The following is a 16,327-nucleotide window of genomic DNA, read 5'->3' as shown; positions in this document are numbered from 1 at the left end:
TGTGTAAAGGTAATTTAATGGTAAAATAAAAGGGATTATGTGTAATAAAATTTCGCTATGATTTATTATAATACAAACATGGGTTAAAAGAACTATATTTCAACCATTGTAATGTAATTTTAATATCATTGTAAAAAAGACGTGATAAAAAGTGATAAAATGGTTTTTTTTTAGGTTGAAATAAGGGAAGGTAGGAATTGTGATGGGTATTATTTACTTGTTTTTAATTTTTATTGTAGGAGCTTTCGCATTGTTTAGCATTGTCTATTATGCTGTAAAAACGGCGATTGAGCGATCAACCACTGCTCAGATGGTAAAGGATATACATGAAAATGTGCATCGGTCAACGAAACATGAGCAAGAAGGAGACATTTAAGAGGTAGGGGGAAATGGTGATGAAAAAGTTATTGTTCTCATTTAGTGTATTTTTTATATTTGTATTGGTTGGCTGTTCTGAAAAACCAAAGCCAGAAACGACATTCCAACAATATATGGATGCTTGGAATGAACAAGCGTATGATAAAATGTACAGCGCGTTATCAGCAGAGTCAAAAAAGAGCATTTCCGAAGAAGCGTTTATCAATCGGTACGAAACGATTTATGATGGTATAGAAGCTAGTAACATACAAGTAGAATACAAATTGCCGGAAGAAGAAAATACATATAAAGAAGAGGATATGCCGTCTTTTGACTATCAATTAAGCATGGAAACGTTAGGTGGTACAATTACCTCCACTCATAAAGCAACGTTCGTTTACGAAGAAGGAGAAGAGGAATCTCGTTGGGGGATGAAGTGGAGTCCATCCATGATTTTCCCTGAGATGGAAGCTGGCGATCAAGTGAGGGCAAAAGCAGTACAACCAGCACGAGGGGAAATTTTTGACGTAAATGGAGAGCCTCTAGCTGTTAACGGTACGATGATTCAAATTGGATTAGTACCAGAATGGATGCAAGGGGATGAAGAAGCAGTAAAGAAAAAAGTAGCATCTTTACTTGATATGAAAGTCTCAGAAATCAATGATAAATTAAATCAAGAATGGGTCACAGATGGCTCGTTTGTTCCTCTTAAGTCCGTATCAAAAGATAATACGTCACTAATAGAAGAGCTAAGGCCGTTAAATGGAACGAAATTTGAAGAAATGAATGCCCGTGTGTATCCTCAAGGAGAAGCAACTGCTCATTTAATAGGCTATGTTGGTAGTATTACAGAAGAGCAATTAAAAGATTGGGAAGATAAAGGATACACGAAACATTCAGTAGTCGGACGCACAGGATTAGAAAATGTACTCGAACTATCATTGAGTGGCACACCAGGAGGGGAAGTGTCGATAATTGACGAACAGGGGGAGAAGAAGACGGCGCTTACAAGTACGGATGCAAAGAATGGAGAAGATATTCATTTAACGGTTGATGCAACGTTGCAACAAGATATTTACCAACAGATGGATGGGCAAATGGGCTCAGCGGCAGCCATTCACCCACAAACAGGGGAAGTAAAGGCGTTAGTAAGTAGTCCGGCCTATGATCCAAATCAGTTTATTTTAGGGATGAGTGGAGCGGAATACAATAAGCTGGTTGAACATTCAACAAATCCGTTGATGAATCGTTTTTCTAGTACGTATTCTCCTGGGTCGACCTTTAAAGCCATTACAGCAGCAGTCGGTTTAGAAACAAATGTTATTGACCCTAATAAAGAAATGAAAATTGAAGGAAAATCCTACTCACAAGATGGGTGGGGGAATTATTCTGTTAATCGTGTGAGTGGGGCAGCGACCGATAATGCTGTTACTTTAGAAGAGGCACTCTATCGTTCAGATAATATTTATTTTGCTAGGTCGATGTTAGATATTGGTGGAGAACGTTTCTTACAAGAAAGTAAGCAATTTGGTTTCGGGGAAAAAATACCTTTCTTATATCCTATTAACTCATCACAAATCATTACAGAAGGTCCGTTCGAAAGTGACGTATTACTCGCAGATACAGGTTATGGACAAGGACAAGTACAGATGAGTACATTACACGCAGCGTTATCGTATACGCCATTTGTCACCGGTGGAACGTTACTACAACCAGTAATGGAAAAAGGGAAAGAGAAGAAAAAGGCTTGGCATGAGGATGTCATCTCCAGTGCAACAATCGAAGAAGTAACAACTGGTTTAAAGAAAGTTGTTTCCCATCCACAAGGAACGGCCTATAAACCAGTTGTGGACAATATAGCGATTGCAGGGAAGACGGGAACGGCAGAAATCAAGGAACAACAAGGGGAGAAAGGTAAAGAGCTAGGGTGGTTTGTTGCTTGGAACACCGATAAAAAGGACTTAATGGTATCTATGATGATAGAAGATACGAAAGATGGAAGTCAAAGTGTAGAAGAGTATGTGAAGCAAATTTTTCAACAACACGCTGAATAAAGAACAGCTTGGATTTCATAGTATACGAAACCCTGAATATGGGACGCTCCTAAAAGTGCCCGCATTCAGGGTTTTTTTAGGTTTTAGTCCAGCTATTATACGTTTCATTAAAAAAGATGATTTCGGTTTATACCGAAATCATCTTCTTGAACGTGAATGCATTTGTATTCGAAGACAGTCCTACTTCCATTGTTATAGGAAGAACGATGCTCCAGCTAATAGAGAAGATAGAAGCATGGATACAATCATTAAGTAGATAACAAATTTTTGTCTTCTTTGACGTTTAGATGGTTTGCGTTTTAGTTCTTGCTGCATTGGTTGTTTCTTGTTAGCCGTTTTTGCTGACACGGATAATCCTCCTTCGGGCGAAGTGCTACCGTTATTTTACCTTTATTTCGTCAAAAGGACAAGTTACTTCCTGAGGAATGCACTAAAAAATGAAACGAAGCCATTCATTTATACAACCTTTTATTCAATTATTGCGAAGATTCATGATATAATGTAATTGTCGGAATATTGAAAGGGTTTTCTTGTTTGTGTGTAGAAGATTAGCAGTTAAGAGAGAAAAAGGGGGATGGGCTGATGACTTCTAAGTATGAAAATCAGCATGCACAATGGGAAAAAGAAGCAGATCAAGTGACAGAAAGATTTCCAGAAAGAAAATCACTATTTGAAACAAGCTCGCACATTACAGTTGAACGGTTGTATAGTCCAAACGAAATAGATAAAACATATATGGATAAATTAGGATTTCCAGGTCAATACCCATATACAAGAGGAATTCAGCCAACAATGTATCGGAGTCGCTATTGGACGATGCGTCAATATGCGGGATTTGGTTCTGCTAAAGAAACGAACGAACGGTTTCGTTACTTATTAGATCAAGGGCAAACTGGTTTATCGGTTGCATTTGATTTACCTACTCAAATTGGTTATGACTCAGATGATCCAATGGCAGAAGGAGAAGTAGGGAAAGTAGGAGTAGCCATTGATTCATTGGCTGATATGGAAACGTTATTTGATCAAATTCCATTAGATAAAGTGAGTACATCGATGACCATCAATGCACCGGCTTCCGTTTTGTTATGTATGTATATTGCGGTTGGGGAAAAGCAAGGTGTACCGAAAGAGAAACTAACGGGTACGATTCAAAATGATATTTTAAAAGAATATATTGCTAGAGGAACGTATATTTATCCTCCGAAGCCATCGATGCGAATTATTACAGACATTTTTGCATATTGTCAGGAGCACTTGCCACGCTTTAACACCATTAGTATTTCTGGCTATCATATTCGTGAAGCAGGCTCTACTGCTGTTCAGGAGCTTGCCTTTACGATTGCAAATGGGATGGCTTATGTCGATGCAGCTTTAGCTTCTGGCCTCGATATAGATCAATTTGCGCCAAGGCTCGCTTTTTTCTTTAATGCGCACAATCAATTTTTTGAAGAAGTAGCGAAGTTTCGAGCAGCTAGGCGTATTTGGGCAAAAATAATGAAAGAACATTATCAAGCTCAAAATCCGAAAAGTTGGAAGCTTCGTTTTCACACGCAAACAGGTGGGTCTACCTTAACTGCTCAACAGCCAGATAATAACATTGTCCGTGTTGCTATCCAAGCGTTATCTGCTGTTATGGGTGGGACACAAAGCTTGCATACGAATTCTCGTGATGAAGCATTAGCTTTACCGACTGAAGAGTCTGCTCGTATTGCTTTAAGGACTCAACAAATCATTGCCCATGAAAGTGGAGTGGCGGACACTGTTGATCCGTTAGCGGGTTCCTATTATGTAGAAAAGTTGACAGATAATATGGAAAAAGAGGTAACCGACTATTTACAACAGATTAGTGATTTAGGTGGAGCAGTACAAGCCATTGAAGAAGGGTTTATGCAACGAGAAATACATTATGCAGCCTATCAATCTCAAAAAGCGATTGAGCAAAGAGAAGAGATCATCGTAGGCATGAATCAATTTAAAATTGAAGAAGAGGTCAATGAAGAACTGTTACGTGTAGATGAGAAGCTAGAAAAACAACAAATAAAGAAAACACAGTCCGTTCGCACCGAGCGTGATGCTATTGCCGTTGAACAAGCGCTCAATCGGATTAGAAAGGCTTCACAACAAACAACTATCAATTTAATGCCTCTTATTTTAGATGCAGTTAAAGCCTATGCCACTGTAGGTGAAATATGTAACGTACTGCGTAATGAATATGGAGAATATACAGGAATGTAGCGAAGGAGGTAATGACAATGGAACATAAGCAAATTCGCGTGTTAATAGCAAAACCTGGATTGGATGGACATGATCGAGGTGCCTTAGTTATTGCACAAGCTTTGCGAGATCACGGGATGGAAGTCATTTATACAGGATTAAGACAATCACCGCAACAAATTGTTCAAGCGGCCATTCAGGAAGATGTAGATGTGATAGGGCTCTCTTCTTTATCTGGAGCACATAATTCTCTTTTTCCTAAAGTAATAGAAGAATTGAAGAAGCACAACGCAGAAGATATCCCAGTAATTGGCGGAGGGGTTATTCCGTATGAAGACATCCCACCTTTGGAAAAACAAGGTATCCACAAAATATTTACACCAGGAACTCCTACAGAAGAAACAGCCTTATACATTAAACGTATCCTTCAACCAGAACAAACATCAAGTTTAACCCCACCAGAGAAATTAGCACATATAGGCATTGCAGTAAACAGCATTGAACAAGCGTTACCTTTTTATACAAATGCATTAGGTCTTCGTTTAACTGGCGTGGAAGAAGTAGCGTCAGAACAAGTGAAAGTTGCTTTTGTCGAGATAGGGGAAACGCAAATTGAATTGTTAGAGCCTACCGATGACAACTCGCCAATAGCAAAATTTATGGAAAAGCGTGGAGAGGGAATCCATCATATTGCAGTGGAAGTAACAGATATTGAAGAGCGATTACGACATTACAAAGAGAAAGGGATTTCCCTTATTCATGATACGCCGAAATTAGGGGCTCATCAATCCCAAGTCGCTTTCCTCCATCCGAAAGCAACAAACGGTGTTCTAATGGAACTATGTCAGCTTGAGAAGGAGGAAGAATAATGGACATCTTTGACAAAATTAATGCATTATACGATAAACGACGTATGGTGGAATTAGGGGGTGGGGATGAACGTATTGAAAAGCAACGACAAAAAGGGAAGATGACAGCACGAGAACGGATTGATTATTTGTTGGATAAAGGTACATTTGTCGAATTGAGCCCATTTATGGAACACAGAGGTACTGGATTTGGAATGGAAGAAAAAAAAGCGCCAGGTGAAGGTGTTGTTACTGGCTTTGGTAAAATTAACGGTCAAGATGTGTATTTATTCGCGCAAGATTTTACGGTTTTTGGTGGGGCGTTAGGAGAGATGCATGCCAAAAAGATTGCCGCAGCGATGGATTTAGCCGTAAAGAATGGTACTCCGTTCATCGGTTTAAATGATTCTGGTGGAGCGCGTATTCAAGAAGGTGTGTCCTCGCTTGATGGATATGGGCAAGTGTTTTATCGTAATTCTATTTATTCGGGTGTTATTCCGCAAATATCGGTTATTATGGGGCCTTGTGCAGGCGGAGCGGTATATTCTCCAGCTATAACTGATTTCGTTATTATGGTGGAAGAAACGTCACAAATGTTTATTACAGGTCCGAAAGTTATTGAAACGGTTACTGGGGAGAAAATAAGTTCGGAAAATCTCGGCGGAGCCCGTGTACATAATACGAAAAGTGGTAACGCCCATTTGAAAGCAGCAACAGAAGAAGATGCATTAGAAAAAGTACGAACTTTAATTGGCTATTTACCAGCAAACAATCAAGAAATTCCCAAGCAAGTCGAGATGGATGAGGCAGATCATTACAGGCCGGATTTAACAGATGTTATTCCATTTGATTCGATTCGACCTTATGATGTTCGGAGAGTAATTGAACAGGTAGTAGATAAAGATTCTTTCTTTGAGATTCATCCTGACTTTGCCAAGAATATTGTCGTAGGTTTTGCTCGAATTAAAGGAAAGACGATTGGCTTAGTGTGTAATCAACCAAAATATATGGCTGGTGGTCTTGATATTGATTCATCTGATAAGGCAGCTCGATTTATTCGCCTTTGTGACTGCTTTCATATTCCAATCATCACATTTGAAGATGTGACAGGATTTTTTCCTGGTATTAAACAGGAACATGGTGGCATTATTAGGCACGGGGCTAAAATTTTATATGCGTATTCGGAAGCGACTGTTCCTAAAGTGACGGTTATTACGAGAAAAGCTTACGGAGGTGCATACGTTGCGCTCAATAGTAAATCGATTGGAGCTGATCTTGTCTATGCTTGGCCAAACGCTGAGATTGCGGTTATGGGACCAGATGGAGCAGCTAATATAATATATGCAAAGGAAATTAAAGAAAGCGAGCAACCTGAAATCGTTAGGCAAGAGAAAATTAATGAATATCGAGAGCGTTTTGCTAACCCGTATGTAGCGGCTAGCTTAGGGATGGTTGATGATGTGATAGATCCACGAGATACGCGGATTATTTTAATTCAGGCTTTAGACATGTTGAAAAACAAACAGGAAGATCGACCGGCTAAAAAGCACGGCAATATGCCATTATAACATTTAACGTACTAGAAATAATATTGTATAATAGAAGTAATGCTTGTTAGTAGCATTATTCATCGATAAGGAAGCTCGACTACGAACTTCCTTTTTTTACATAGTTGAAGGAGGAACCATGATGCATAGCGTTAATCGCGACAGACTAATTGAAGAGTTTTTGGAATTGGTGCAAATTGATTCTGAAACAGGAAATGAAGCAGAAATTGCGAAAGTATTAAAGAACAAATTTGTACAGCTAGGCTTAGAAGTGGAAGAAGATGATTCTCAAGCAGAAACAGGTCATGGTGCAAACAACTTAATTTGTACATTAAAAGGGAACGTAAGTGGTGCGGATACGATTTATTTTACATCTCACATGGATACAGTCGTTCCTGGTGTAGGTGTAAAGCCTTCTATTAAAGACGGTTATGTTGTAACAGATGGTACAACGATTCTAGGTGCTGATGACAAAACAGGTCTTGCAGCAATGATGGAAGCTATTCGCACCATTCAAGAAAACAATCTTGAACATGGTGACGTACAATTTATTATTACGGTTGGTGAAGAATCTGGATTAAAAGGGGCAAAAGCCTTACAACCATCCTACTTAAAGGCGAAATATGGTTATGCTCTTGATAGTAACGGTCCAGTTGGAAACATTGTCGTAGCAGCGCCAACTCAAGCTAAGTTGCACGCAGTTGTGAACGGCAAGACAGCCCATGCGGGAGTAGCTCCTGAAAATGGCGTTTCTGCGATTACAATGGCTTCTAAAGCAATTGCCAAAATGCCATTAGGTCGCATTGACTCGGAAACAACAGCGAATATAGGCCGTTTTGAAGGCGGACAGAAAACGAATATTGTATGTGATTACGTAGAAATTCTTGCCGAAGCTCGCTCTTTAGTCCCTGAGAAAATGGAAGCGCAAGTAGAGAAGATGAAGAAAGCACTTCAAGAAACTGCTGAAGAAATGGGAGGCAGTGTGGAGATTGACGCTCAAGTCATGTACCCAGGCTTTAAGCATCAAGATGGCGATGAAGTGGTTGAAGTTGCTAAACGTGCTGCTAGTAAAATTGGCCGTACTTCTGAACTTGAACAAAGTGGTGGCGGTAGTGATGCGAATATTTTTGCTGGCCATAATATCCCAACTGTTAACCTTTGCGTTGGTTATGAAGATATTCATACAACGAAGGAGCGCATGCCACTTGATGAACTGGAAAAAGTAGCAGAACTAGTAACAGCTATAATCGAAGAGGCTGCCCAATAATGAAGACGGAATCCAGCGCATGACAATTGCTGTCACGCTGGATTTTTTTCGTTTAAACTGGATTATGGTATAATTAGATGAAGAACTTATGTTCGTGGAACGGGAGGAGAGATTGTATGACTTCATGGTATCCGAAAAACGGAAGGGTCATTTTCCATGTTGATATGAACAGTTTCTATGCTTCTGTTGAAATGGCTTATAACCCTGATTTAAAGGGAAAACCATTAGCTATTGCCGGTAACCCAGAAGAAAGGCGAGGCATTATTGTAACGAGTAGTTATGAAGCTAGAGCAAAAGGTGTGAAAACGACGATGCCTCTTTGGGAAGCAAAGCGTCTTTGTCCGGACTTAATTGTAATGCGGCCTAATTTTGATCGCTATCGTGAAGCGTCAAAAGAAATGTTTCAAATATTAGCCAATATTACTCCACAAGTACAGCCAGTATCTATTGATGAAGGATATATGGATATAACGGACTGTAAGTATATGGGAACACCTATATACATTGCCGAGCGTATTCAACAAACTATACTTCATGAACTCGACCTACCATGTAGCATTGGGATTGCACCAAACAAATTTTTAGCAAAAATGGCCTCCGATATGAAGAAACCTCTTGGAATGACGGTATTACGAAAAAGAGACGTAGCAAAGAAATTATGGCCATTACCCGTTATAGAAATGTACGGCGTAGGAAACAAAACAGCCGAGAAATTACAAACGATTGATATTCATACGATTGGAGATTTAGCTAATGCGGATGTGTTGCAATTAAGAGTCTTGCTAGGTATAAATGGCGAACGATTACAAAAAAGAGCAAATGGAACAGATGACAGGGAAGTGGATCCCAATGCAGTTTCAGAATTTAAAAGTATTGGTAATTCTCAGACCTTTCCTCATGATACAACAGATGATGTAGAAATTACAAAAATGCTACGAAAGCTTTCCAAACAAGTAGCAACAAGAATGGACCGAAAGCAAGTTAGCACAAATCACTTGCAAATTATGATTCGTTATGCAAACAGAAAAACGATTACGAGAAGTAAACCATTACCTGATTCCATTTATACGGCGGATGATATATATGCTACTGCGAATCACTTGTTCCAATATCATTGGAATCAGCAACCGATTCGTTTATTAGGTGTGACTGCTCAGCATTTTATTGATAAACAAGAATCAGGCATGCAAATGAATTTATTTACATATGAAACAGAGGCGAAAAAAGAAAAACTGTATGACACAATCGACCAACTAACTGAAAAATATGGCACCAATCCGTTTAAATCTTTAAAAGAAGTGAAATCTAATTCTATAACAACTAGTTTTCAAAAAGACTTTTTAGATGATTTTAAACGGCAATGAGAAACATAAGTGGATAACTTATGTTTTTTTGCTTAATTTTGAAATATTTTTATTGTTATATTTCATATATACTTGTGAATGGTTCCCTTTTCATGTATTCTAAAATTAGAAATGAAATATAAGGTTTATTATATTTCAAAATAAGGGGGAGTAGAGGGTATGGGTATTGACTTAACAGATGTGAATAAGGTGTATCAAAGTGGTGAAGTAGAAGTGCACGCGTTAAAGAATGCTAGCTTACACATAGCAGATAAGAGTGTAGTTGTAATTCTAGGTCCATCTGGTTCGGGTAAATCTACTTTATTAAATGTAATCGGTGGAATTGACAGATATGAGAGTGGAACGATTAAAGTGGAAGGACAAACGTTACACGAGTTGAAAGATAAAATGTTAACAGAATATCGTCGTCATACACTAGGCTTTATTTTTCAGCAGTACAACTTAATCCCAACGTTAACCGTTTATGAAAATGTAGAAGTAGGTAGACATTTAAGCGAAAATCCTTTAAACATGCAGGATACGTTAGAAAAGGTTGGTATGTGGGATAAAAAGGATAAGTTTCCATTCCAGTTAAGTGGAGGCGAACAACAACGTGTAGCGATTGCACGTGCACTTGTTAAAAATCCTAAAATTCTTATGTGTGATGAGCCAACTGGAGCATTGGATGAAGAAACAGGTAAGAAAATATTAACATTACTCAAATATGTTAATGAAACATATGGTACAACGGTGTGTATTATTACGCACAATCATGGGATTGGGGAAATGGCGCACAGCGTTATTCGGATGAAAAGTGGCGAAATCGTTGAAAACTATCAAAATGAAACACCAGTACATCCAGAACGTGTGACTTGGGCATGATTCTTCGAAAAAGCATTATACGTGATATGAAACAAAGTAAGTTTCAATATATTGGCGTTGTATTGCTTCTTATCATTTCCATTATGCTTTACGTCTCTTTGTCTATGGCAATCGCCACACTTGATACGAGGAATACTAAATTTATCGAGTCATATAACCAAGAAGATTTCCGATTTATGGTATCGGAGCAAGCCGATGCCAATCAGCTATCCCGATGGGAATCAGCTTATAACGTACAATTAGAGAAAAGGCTAGTAGCGGATGTTGATTTTGGAAATGACGCAACGCTCAGAGTGATTCAAACGACTGATACAATCAATAAGGCATATATATCTGAAGGAGAAATGCCAACAAAAGTAAATGAAATAGCGATTGCCCCTACTTTTGCGGATGCACACGCTATACAGGTAGGGGATGAACTAAACGTACGCGGACAAACGTTAACCGTAACAGGGTTTATGTTTCTTCCTGATTATATATACATTTTAGATAAGGAAAGCGATTTATTAAGTGATCCGAACACATTCGGGATAGCTATTGCCAATGAGAAAACGATTCAAGCTGTAACGGAATATCCGATGATTGAAATATTAGGGGATCAAGCTAAGGATGAAACAATAGCAAGTTTGAAAGAAGCGGTCTCGAATGATTTTACTATTTTAAAATGGTTAAATGCTGAAGATAATCCGCGCATCACATTTGTGGAGTCTGAAATTGAAGGTGCTCAAGGAGTAATTACGACTTTACCACTTTTTATTCTTGCACTAGCAATTATGATGACGTTAATGATTATGAAGCGAAGAATGGAAATGCAGCGGAAAGAAATTGGAACGCTAATGGCTTTAGGGTATCGTAAGAAGGAATTACTCTTTCATTATATGACATATGCAGCATTGATAGGGTTTATTGGAACTCTAGGTGGTGTTGCACTTGGAGCAGCTTTATCCGTTCCACTTACGAATCTATACGCTACCTTTTTTAATTTGCCTCGTATTTCATTCTTTGACTGGGATGTTAGCGTTATTATAATAGGCATCATTCTTCCTGTTCTATTGCTGCTCGGAATGACTTACCTCGTCATCCGAAAACCGTTATCTCAAGCACCTTTAGATTTATTAAGCCCGAAGGATATGCAAGCTGGAAGAAAATCAACCATAGAAAAGCTGCCATTATTTCGAACAGGTTCATTTATTTCTAGGTTTCGCTTGCGACTTATGATTCGTAGCAAAGCTCGAGCTATTTACATTTTCTTAGGTGTGATGTTCTCCACTATATTATTAATTTATGGATTTATTACGTATAACGCGATGGATGAATTAGTGGATACAACATATGAAGATATTTACACGTACGACTATGCCGTTTATTACAACACCTTGCAACAAGAGGAACTAGACGAAGGAGCGAGCGGCTTTACTTCAAGTGAAATAACGATTGATGAAGTGAATGGAGAAAAAACTCAAAAGGAAAACCACAAGTCTATGGTATTTGGAATTGCGCCGGATACAACCTTCCTTCAGTTGTTGAATAATGAAGGACATTCATTGACATCGAAAACAAAGGAAGGGATAGTAGTAAGTTTGCCACTTGCAACGATGGAAAACATTGAAGTAGGGGATACGCTGACAATCCGTAACTCGTTTAATGATCGTGCGCTGACAGAAGAAGTAGTTGGTATTACGAATGTCTATGTGGGGAATTATGTATATAGCGAGCATGGAAAGGTAAATGAATTCTTGGGTTATCCTCTTAATACTTATACAGCGATTTGGACAGAAGAAGCACCTATAACGCAAGAAAATATCCTATTTTTAGAGGATAAACAGGATGTAATAGATAACTTTGAATCAACTTCTGCAATGACACGTTACTCTATTATCGTAATTGCTGGTATTGCTTTCCTTATTGGTGTCATCGTATTAACGTTAATAACGAATTTGATTGTTGAAGAAAATGGACCATCTATCTCATTGTTAAAGGTGATGGGATATAAAGATAAAGAAATATCTAAGTTAGTTGTAAATGTATATAGTCCTATCGTCCTCATTGCTTATGTATGTTCTGTACCAATCGGGATGTGGAGCATCGAAGCGATGATGGCATCAATTGTAGAACAAACGGGATTCTATCTACCAGTGAATCTTAGTTTATGGATGGTTATAATAGGATTTCTAATCATTATGTTTACTTACTATACGTCTTTGTTCTTCTCCAGAAAAAAACTCGCGAAAATCTCTTTACAAGAAGCATTGAATAAACAACAAGACTAAGTAAAGCCCGAATACAAGGAGAATGTATTCGGGCTTTTTAGTTATTATACCATGGTAGGTACGACATGTTGTTGCTTGAAGCAATGGACGAGGTCTTCGACGATTGCACTGGCTGTTGGTAATTTTCCTGCACCTGGACCTGTTATCGTTATGTTGTCTAGTAGATCAGTGTGTATCGTAATGGCGTTATTTACTCCATCAACTCGATATAATGGATGACTCTCGTCTAGAAAAACAGGTTGAACGGATACGCGTGGAATATCTTCTCTTATTTCGATGGTTGCTACGTGTTTAATAGCACGCCCTCGTTTAGCTTCCTGCTGAATATCTGCCAATGTTATACGTTCAATGCCTTCTTTATATACATCGTTCCAGTTTGGTTGCATCCCAAATGCTAGTCTGCTTAAAATCATAGCTTTATAAAAAGCGTCATCACCATTTATATCATTTGAAGGGTCTAACTCAGCATACCCTTTTTGTTGTGCTTGCTGTAAGGCTTCCTCGAAGGAAAGATGATGCACAGCCATTTCCGTTAACATATAATTTGAAGTACCATTTAAAATGGCTTCTAGTTTACTAACTTGGTTTACTTTAAGTAAATGTTGTAGCGTTCGTATAATCGGTGTCCCTCCGGCTGTCGTAGCCTCATATCCAACTTGCACGTTATGCTGTGCTGCAAGATTAAGTAAGGATTGACCATAGTGAGCAAACATCACTTTATTCGCTGTAACGACATGTGCTCCAGATTTTATCGCTTGCACAAGGTAATGGTATGCTGGTTGCTGGCCGACAATGGCTTCAATAACAACATCTACTTGAAGCTGTAATAATTTTTCATAATTGGTCGTAACAAGCGTGGAAGCATCTATTTCTCTTTCTTTGGAGCCATCTTGAATCAAAATACCAACGACTTCAAGCTCTTCGCCTAATAGATTTGACATGTGTGCTCTATGGCTACGTAACGTTTCGTATACTCCTTGACCAACAGTTCCAAACCCAAGTATGGCTACACGTATGCTCATTTTTCCCATCCTCCATGAATTTAATTTATTCCTATAGATACTGTTTGTTTATTGCAATGGTGCTTTATAATTTCTTCATATAAACTATCTACTTCTATATATGCGGTGTTTGTGTTCGTTAATTGTTCTATTGTATATGGATCAATGGTATCGCGTACAATGCAGTAGAAAGCTATTGGGAATGTAGCTATAGCTTTTAAAACCGCTGTACTATTTAGCGCATACACAATATCTACATCGTTTGTTAGAGCCTCTTTCTCTACAACAACCTCAAATCCTAATCGCTCTAATTTAACTATCTCAACATGTTTACTCTTTCTGTCGCCTCCAAAAATGGCTATCTTCTTCTTTCGAATCGTTTGTTCATCTCGGTGTAAGGAAGAAGCTAGTAGTTGAGATGAAAGCTCAGTAGGGACTGCGTTACTCGTAAAACCAGTAGCTTCCTTAATGGCTTTTTCTAAATCCGCGATTAAATCCTTAGGTGACTCTAATCCAACTGATAAACGAATTAAATCTTCTGTAACACCGCTTTTGACTAATTCTTGTTCATTTAATTGTTGATGGGTTGTAGAGGCGGGATGAATAATGAGTGACTTCGCATCTCCTACATTCGCTACATGCGACCATAATTGAATATGATCAATAACTGTACGTCCTTCTTCGCGCCCGCCTTTAATTCCGAATACGACCATCGAACCATAGCCCCCGCGTAAATATTTACTCGCAAGTTCGTGAGACGGATGGTTTTCTAAACCTGGATAAGAAACCCATTCTACACCTTGGTGTGCTTCTAAATACGTGGCAATTTCTTCCGCATTTTTCAAGTGTCGTTCCATGCGTACTGGCAATGTTTCTAAACCTTGCAGCAAATAGAATGCATTTTGTGGGCTTAAACATGCCCCTATATCACGTAATAATTGTACGCGTAGTTTCACAGCGAATGCTGCTGGTCCGACATCTATTCCATATCGTAGTCCGTGATAGCTTAGATCAGGCTCTGTAAAACCTGGAAACTTCTCGTGATTCCAATTGAACCGCCCACCATCAACAACTACACCACCAATTGAATTACCATGTCCACCTATCCATTTTGTGGCGGAGTGAACGACTATGTCTGCTCCCCATGAAATCGGCTTGCATACGTATGGGGTAGCGAAGGTGCTATCCACAATAAAGGGTACATGGCAAGCGTGTGCCACATCTGCCACGGCTTCTATATCAAGGACTTCTAAACTGGGATTACCTATTACTTCAGCAAAGATAGCTTTCGTATTTGGTTTGATTGCAGCTTGAAATTGATTCGCGTCATTTCCATCAATAAATGTTACGTCAATTCCGTACTTGGGAAGCGTCACGGCAAATAAATTATACGTCCCACCATAAATGTTAGAAGAAGCAACGATGTTATCGCCAGCTCCAGCAATATTTAATATCGCCAGTGTGATGGCAGCCATCCCTGAAGACGTACATACTGCCGCAACCCCGTCTTCTAACAATGCAACTCGTTGTTCAAAAACGTCTAAAGTAGGATTTGTAATTCGAGTGTATATATTGCCGGGTTCTGCCAAGGCGAATAAGTTTTGTGCATGTTCGGTGTCACGAAATACATAAGAAGTCGTCTGGTGAATCGGTATTGCGCGTGATCCGGTTGATGGATCAGGAGTTTGACCTCCGTGTAAACTAGTTGTTTCGGGCTGATAATGATGAAATGGTAACGTCATGAACAATTCCTCCTTGGGTAAATGAAAGTAAACTAGGAAAAATCGCCAGACAGGTAAGGGAGAAGGGAATAAAAAAACCCTTCATAAGAAGAGGGTTGTGTGTACGTTCCTCCTCTTATCTTCCAGATCCACATGACCTGTAGGATGTAGCACCTTTTCAAACGGATTTTGAAAGGTTGCCGGGCTTCATAGGGCCTAGTCCCTCTGCCTCTCTTGATAAGAGATAAAAATTATAAAAATTTGAAAATACTGAACTTGTAATGAATTATATACTATATGAAGATTGGAAGTCAACAATGAAAATGAAAAAAATGACTTAATGTCAATATACAGTAAATAGCCACGATGATTGTCTGTTTGTTACAATGAAATTACTACTCATGCTATCGGGAGGATGTCTAAGATGCAAAAGCAAATTGTTTTGTTTGATGGGGTATGTCATTTTTGTAGCCAAAGTGTTCAGTTTATTATTAAGAGAGATAAACAAGAACGCTTTCAGTTTGCTTCGCTACAAGGTGAAGTAGGGCAACAGTTACTCACACAATATCATACAAAAAATAACATTAATAGTATGGTTCTTATTCAAGAAGGGCGTGTTTATACTCGTTCGACTGCTGCATTAAAGATTGCAAATGAACTAGACGGGGCATGGAAACTGTGTTGTGCATGTATCATCATTCCTCGATTTATGCGGGATAAAGTATATGACATCATTGCTAACAACCGATATAAATGGTTTGGAAAAAAGGATGTATGTACCATCCCATCTCCTCAAATGAGAAAACGTTTTTTGGACTAGTAA

At 38.7% G+C, this 16,327-nt stretch carries 13 protein-coding genes and 1 riboswitch; of the genes, 10 read left to right on the top strand and 3 right to left on the bottom strand.

Going from position 1 to position 16,327, the window contains the following annotated elements:
• Positions 1 to 202 precede the first annotated feature (202 nt).
• Complete coding sequence (locus tag N784_RS16610; protein ID WP_156965207.1) at positions 203 to 376, top strand: hypothetical protein; 174 nt, start codon at positions 203 to 205, stop codon at positions 374 to 376.
• A 19-nt stretch (positions 377 to 395) separates the two neighbouring features.
• On the top strand, positions 396 to 2,411 hold the full coding sequence (locus tag N784_RS07965; protein ID WP_036833960.1) for a penicillin-binding transpeptidase domain-containing protein: 2,016 nt from the start codon (positions 396 to 398) through the stop codon (positions 2,409 to 2,411).
• 192 nt (positions 2,412 to 2,603) lie between these two features.
• Here the strand turns inward: N784_RS07965 and prli42 are convergent, their stop codons facing one another.
• Positions 2,604 to 2,759, bottom strand: a complete 156-nt coding sequence (prli42, locus tag N784_RS16605) for a stressosome-associated protein Prli42 (protein WP_232305991.1) — start codon at positions 2,757 to 2,759, stop codon at positions 2,604 to 2,606.
• A gap of 234 nt (positions 2,760 to 2,993) precedes the next feature.
• On the opposite strand from prli42, the gene N784_RS07960 reads away from it, so the two are divergent.
• The 7 genes from N784_RS07960 (at position 2,994) to N784_RS07930 (ending at position 12,782) form a co-directional block, all read left to right on the top strand.
• Positions 2,994 to 4,646 (top strand): acyl-CoA mutase large subunit family protein, encoded by a 1,653-nt coding sequence (locus N784_RS07960; RefSeq protein ID WP_036833958.1) that lies wholly within the window; start codon positions 2,994 to 2,996, stop codon positions 4,644 to 4,646.
• A 17-nt stretch (positions 4,647 to 4,663) separates the two neighbouring features.
• The gene (gene mce, locus N784_RS07955) at positions 4,664 to 5,494 is read left to right on the top strand and encodes a methylmalonyl-CoA epimerase (RefSeq protein WP_036833956.1); all 831 of its coding nucleotides are present in this window, start codon (positions 4,664 to 4,666) and stop codon (positions 5,492 to 5,494) included.
• Positions 5,494 to 7,041, top strand: a complete 1,548-nt coding sequence (locus N784_RS07950) for an acyl-CoA carboxylase subunit beta (protein WP_036833955.1) — start codon at positions 5,494 to 5,496, stop codon at positions 7,039 to 7,041. Before mce ends, N784_RS07950 begins: the two co-directional genes overlap by 1 nt.
• A 121-nt stretch (positions 7,042 to 7,162) precedes the next feature.
• Positions 7,163 to 8,287 (top strand): M20/M25/M40 family metallo-hydrolase, encoded by a 1,125-nt coding sequence (locus tag N784_RS07945; protein WP_036833954.1) that lies wholly within the window; start codon positions 7,163 to 7,165, stop codon positions 8,285 to 8,287.
• A gap of 116 nt (positions 8,288 to 8,403) precedes the next feature.
• Positions 8,404 to 9,651: a DNA polymerase IV gene (locus N784_RS07940; protein WP_036833953.1), complete on the top strand. Its 1,248-nt coding sequence runs from the start codon at positions 8,404 to 8,406 to the stop codon at positions 9,649 to 9,651.
• Between the two features lie 159 nt (positions 9,652 to 9,810).
• Positions 9,811 to 10,512, top strand: a complete 702-nt coding sequence (locus N784_RS07935; protein ID WP_036833951.1) for an ABC transporter ATP-binding protein — start codon at positions 9,811 to 9,813, stop codon at positions 10,510 to 10,512.
• Positions 10,509 to 12,782: an ABC transporter permease gene (locus tag N784_RS07930; RefSeq protein ID WP_036833949.1), complete on the top strand. Its 2,274-nt coding sequence runs from the start codon at positions 10,509 to 10,511 to the stop codon at positions 12,780 to 12,782. Before N784_RS07935 ends, N784_RS07930 begins: the two co-directional genes overlap by 4 nt.
• A gap of 44 nt (positions 12,783 to 12,826) precedes the next feature.
• Here the strand turns inward: N784_RS07930 and N784_RS07925 are convergent, their stop codons facing one another.
• A complete protein-coding gene (locus N784_RS07925; protein ID WP_036833947.1) occupies positions 12,827 to 13,804 on the bottom strand; it encodes a homoserine dehydrogenase in 978 nt (325 codons plus the stop codon).
• Positions 13,805 to 13,824: 20 nt separating this feature from the next.
• Positions 13,825 to 15,525 (bottom strand): O-acetylhomoserine aminocarboxypropyltransferase/cysteine synthase family protein, encoded by a 1,701-nt coding sequence (locus N784_RS07920; RefSeq protein ID WP_036833946.1) that lies wholly within the window; start codon positions 15,523 to 15,525, stop codon positions 13,825 to 13,827.
• Between the two features lie 112 nt (positions 15,526 to 15,637).
• Positions 15,638 to 15,748, bottom strand: a riboswitch (SAM riboswitch).
• 171 nt (positions 15,749 to 15,919) lie between these two features.
• On the opposite strand from N784_RS07920, the gene N784_RS07915 reads away from it, so the two are divergent.
• The gene (locus N784_RS07915) at positions 15,920 to 16,324 is read left to right on the top strand and encodes a thiol-disulfide oxidoreductase DCC family protein (protein WP_036833945.1); all 405 of its coding nucleotides are present in this window, start codon (positions 15,920 to 15,922) and stop codon (positions 16,322 to 16,324) included.
• The last annotated feature ends 3 nt before the right edge of the window (positions 16,325 to 16,327 follow it).

This window comes from Pontibacillus litoralis JSM 072002 (assembly GCF_000775615.1).
Lineage (GTDB): Bacteria > Bacillota > Bacilli > Bacillales > BH030062 > Pontibacillus > Pontibacillus litoralis.
The sequence above is the reverse complement of the archived record's forward strand: the minus strand, read 5'-3'. Positions and strand labels throughout refer to the sequence as shown.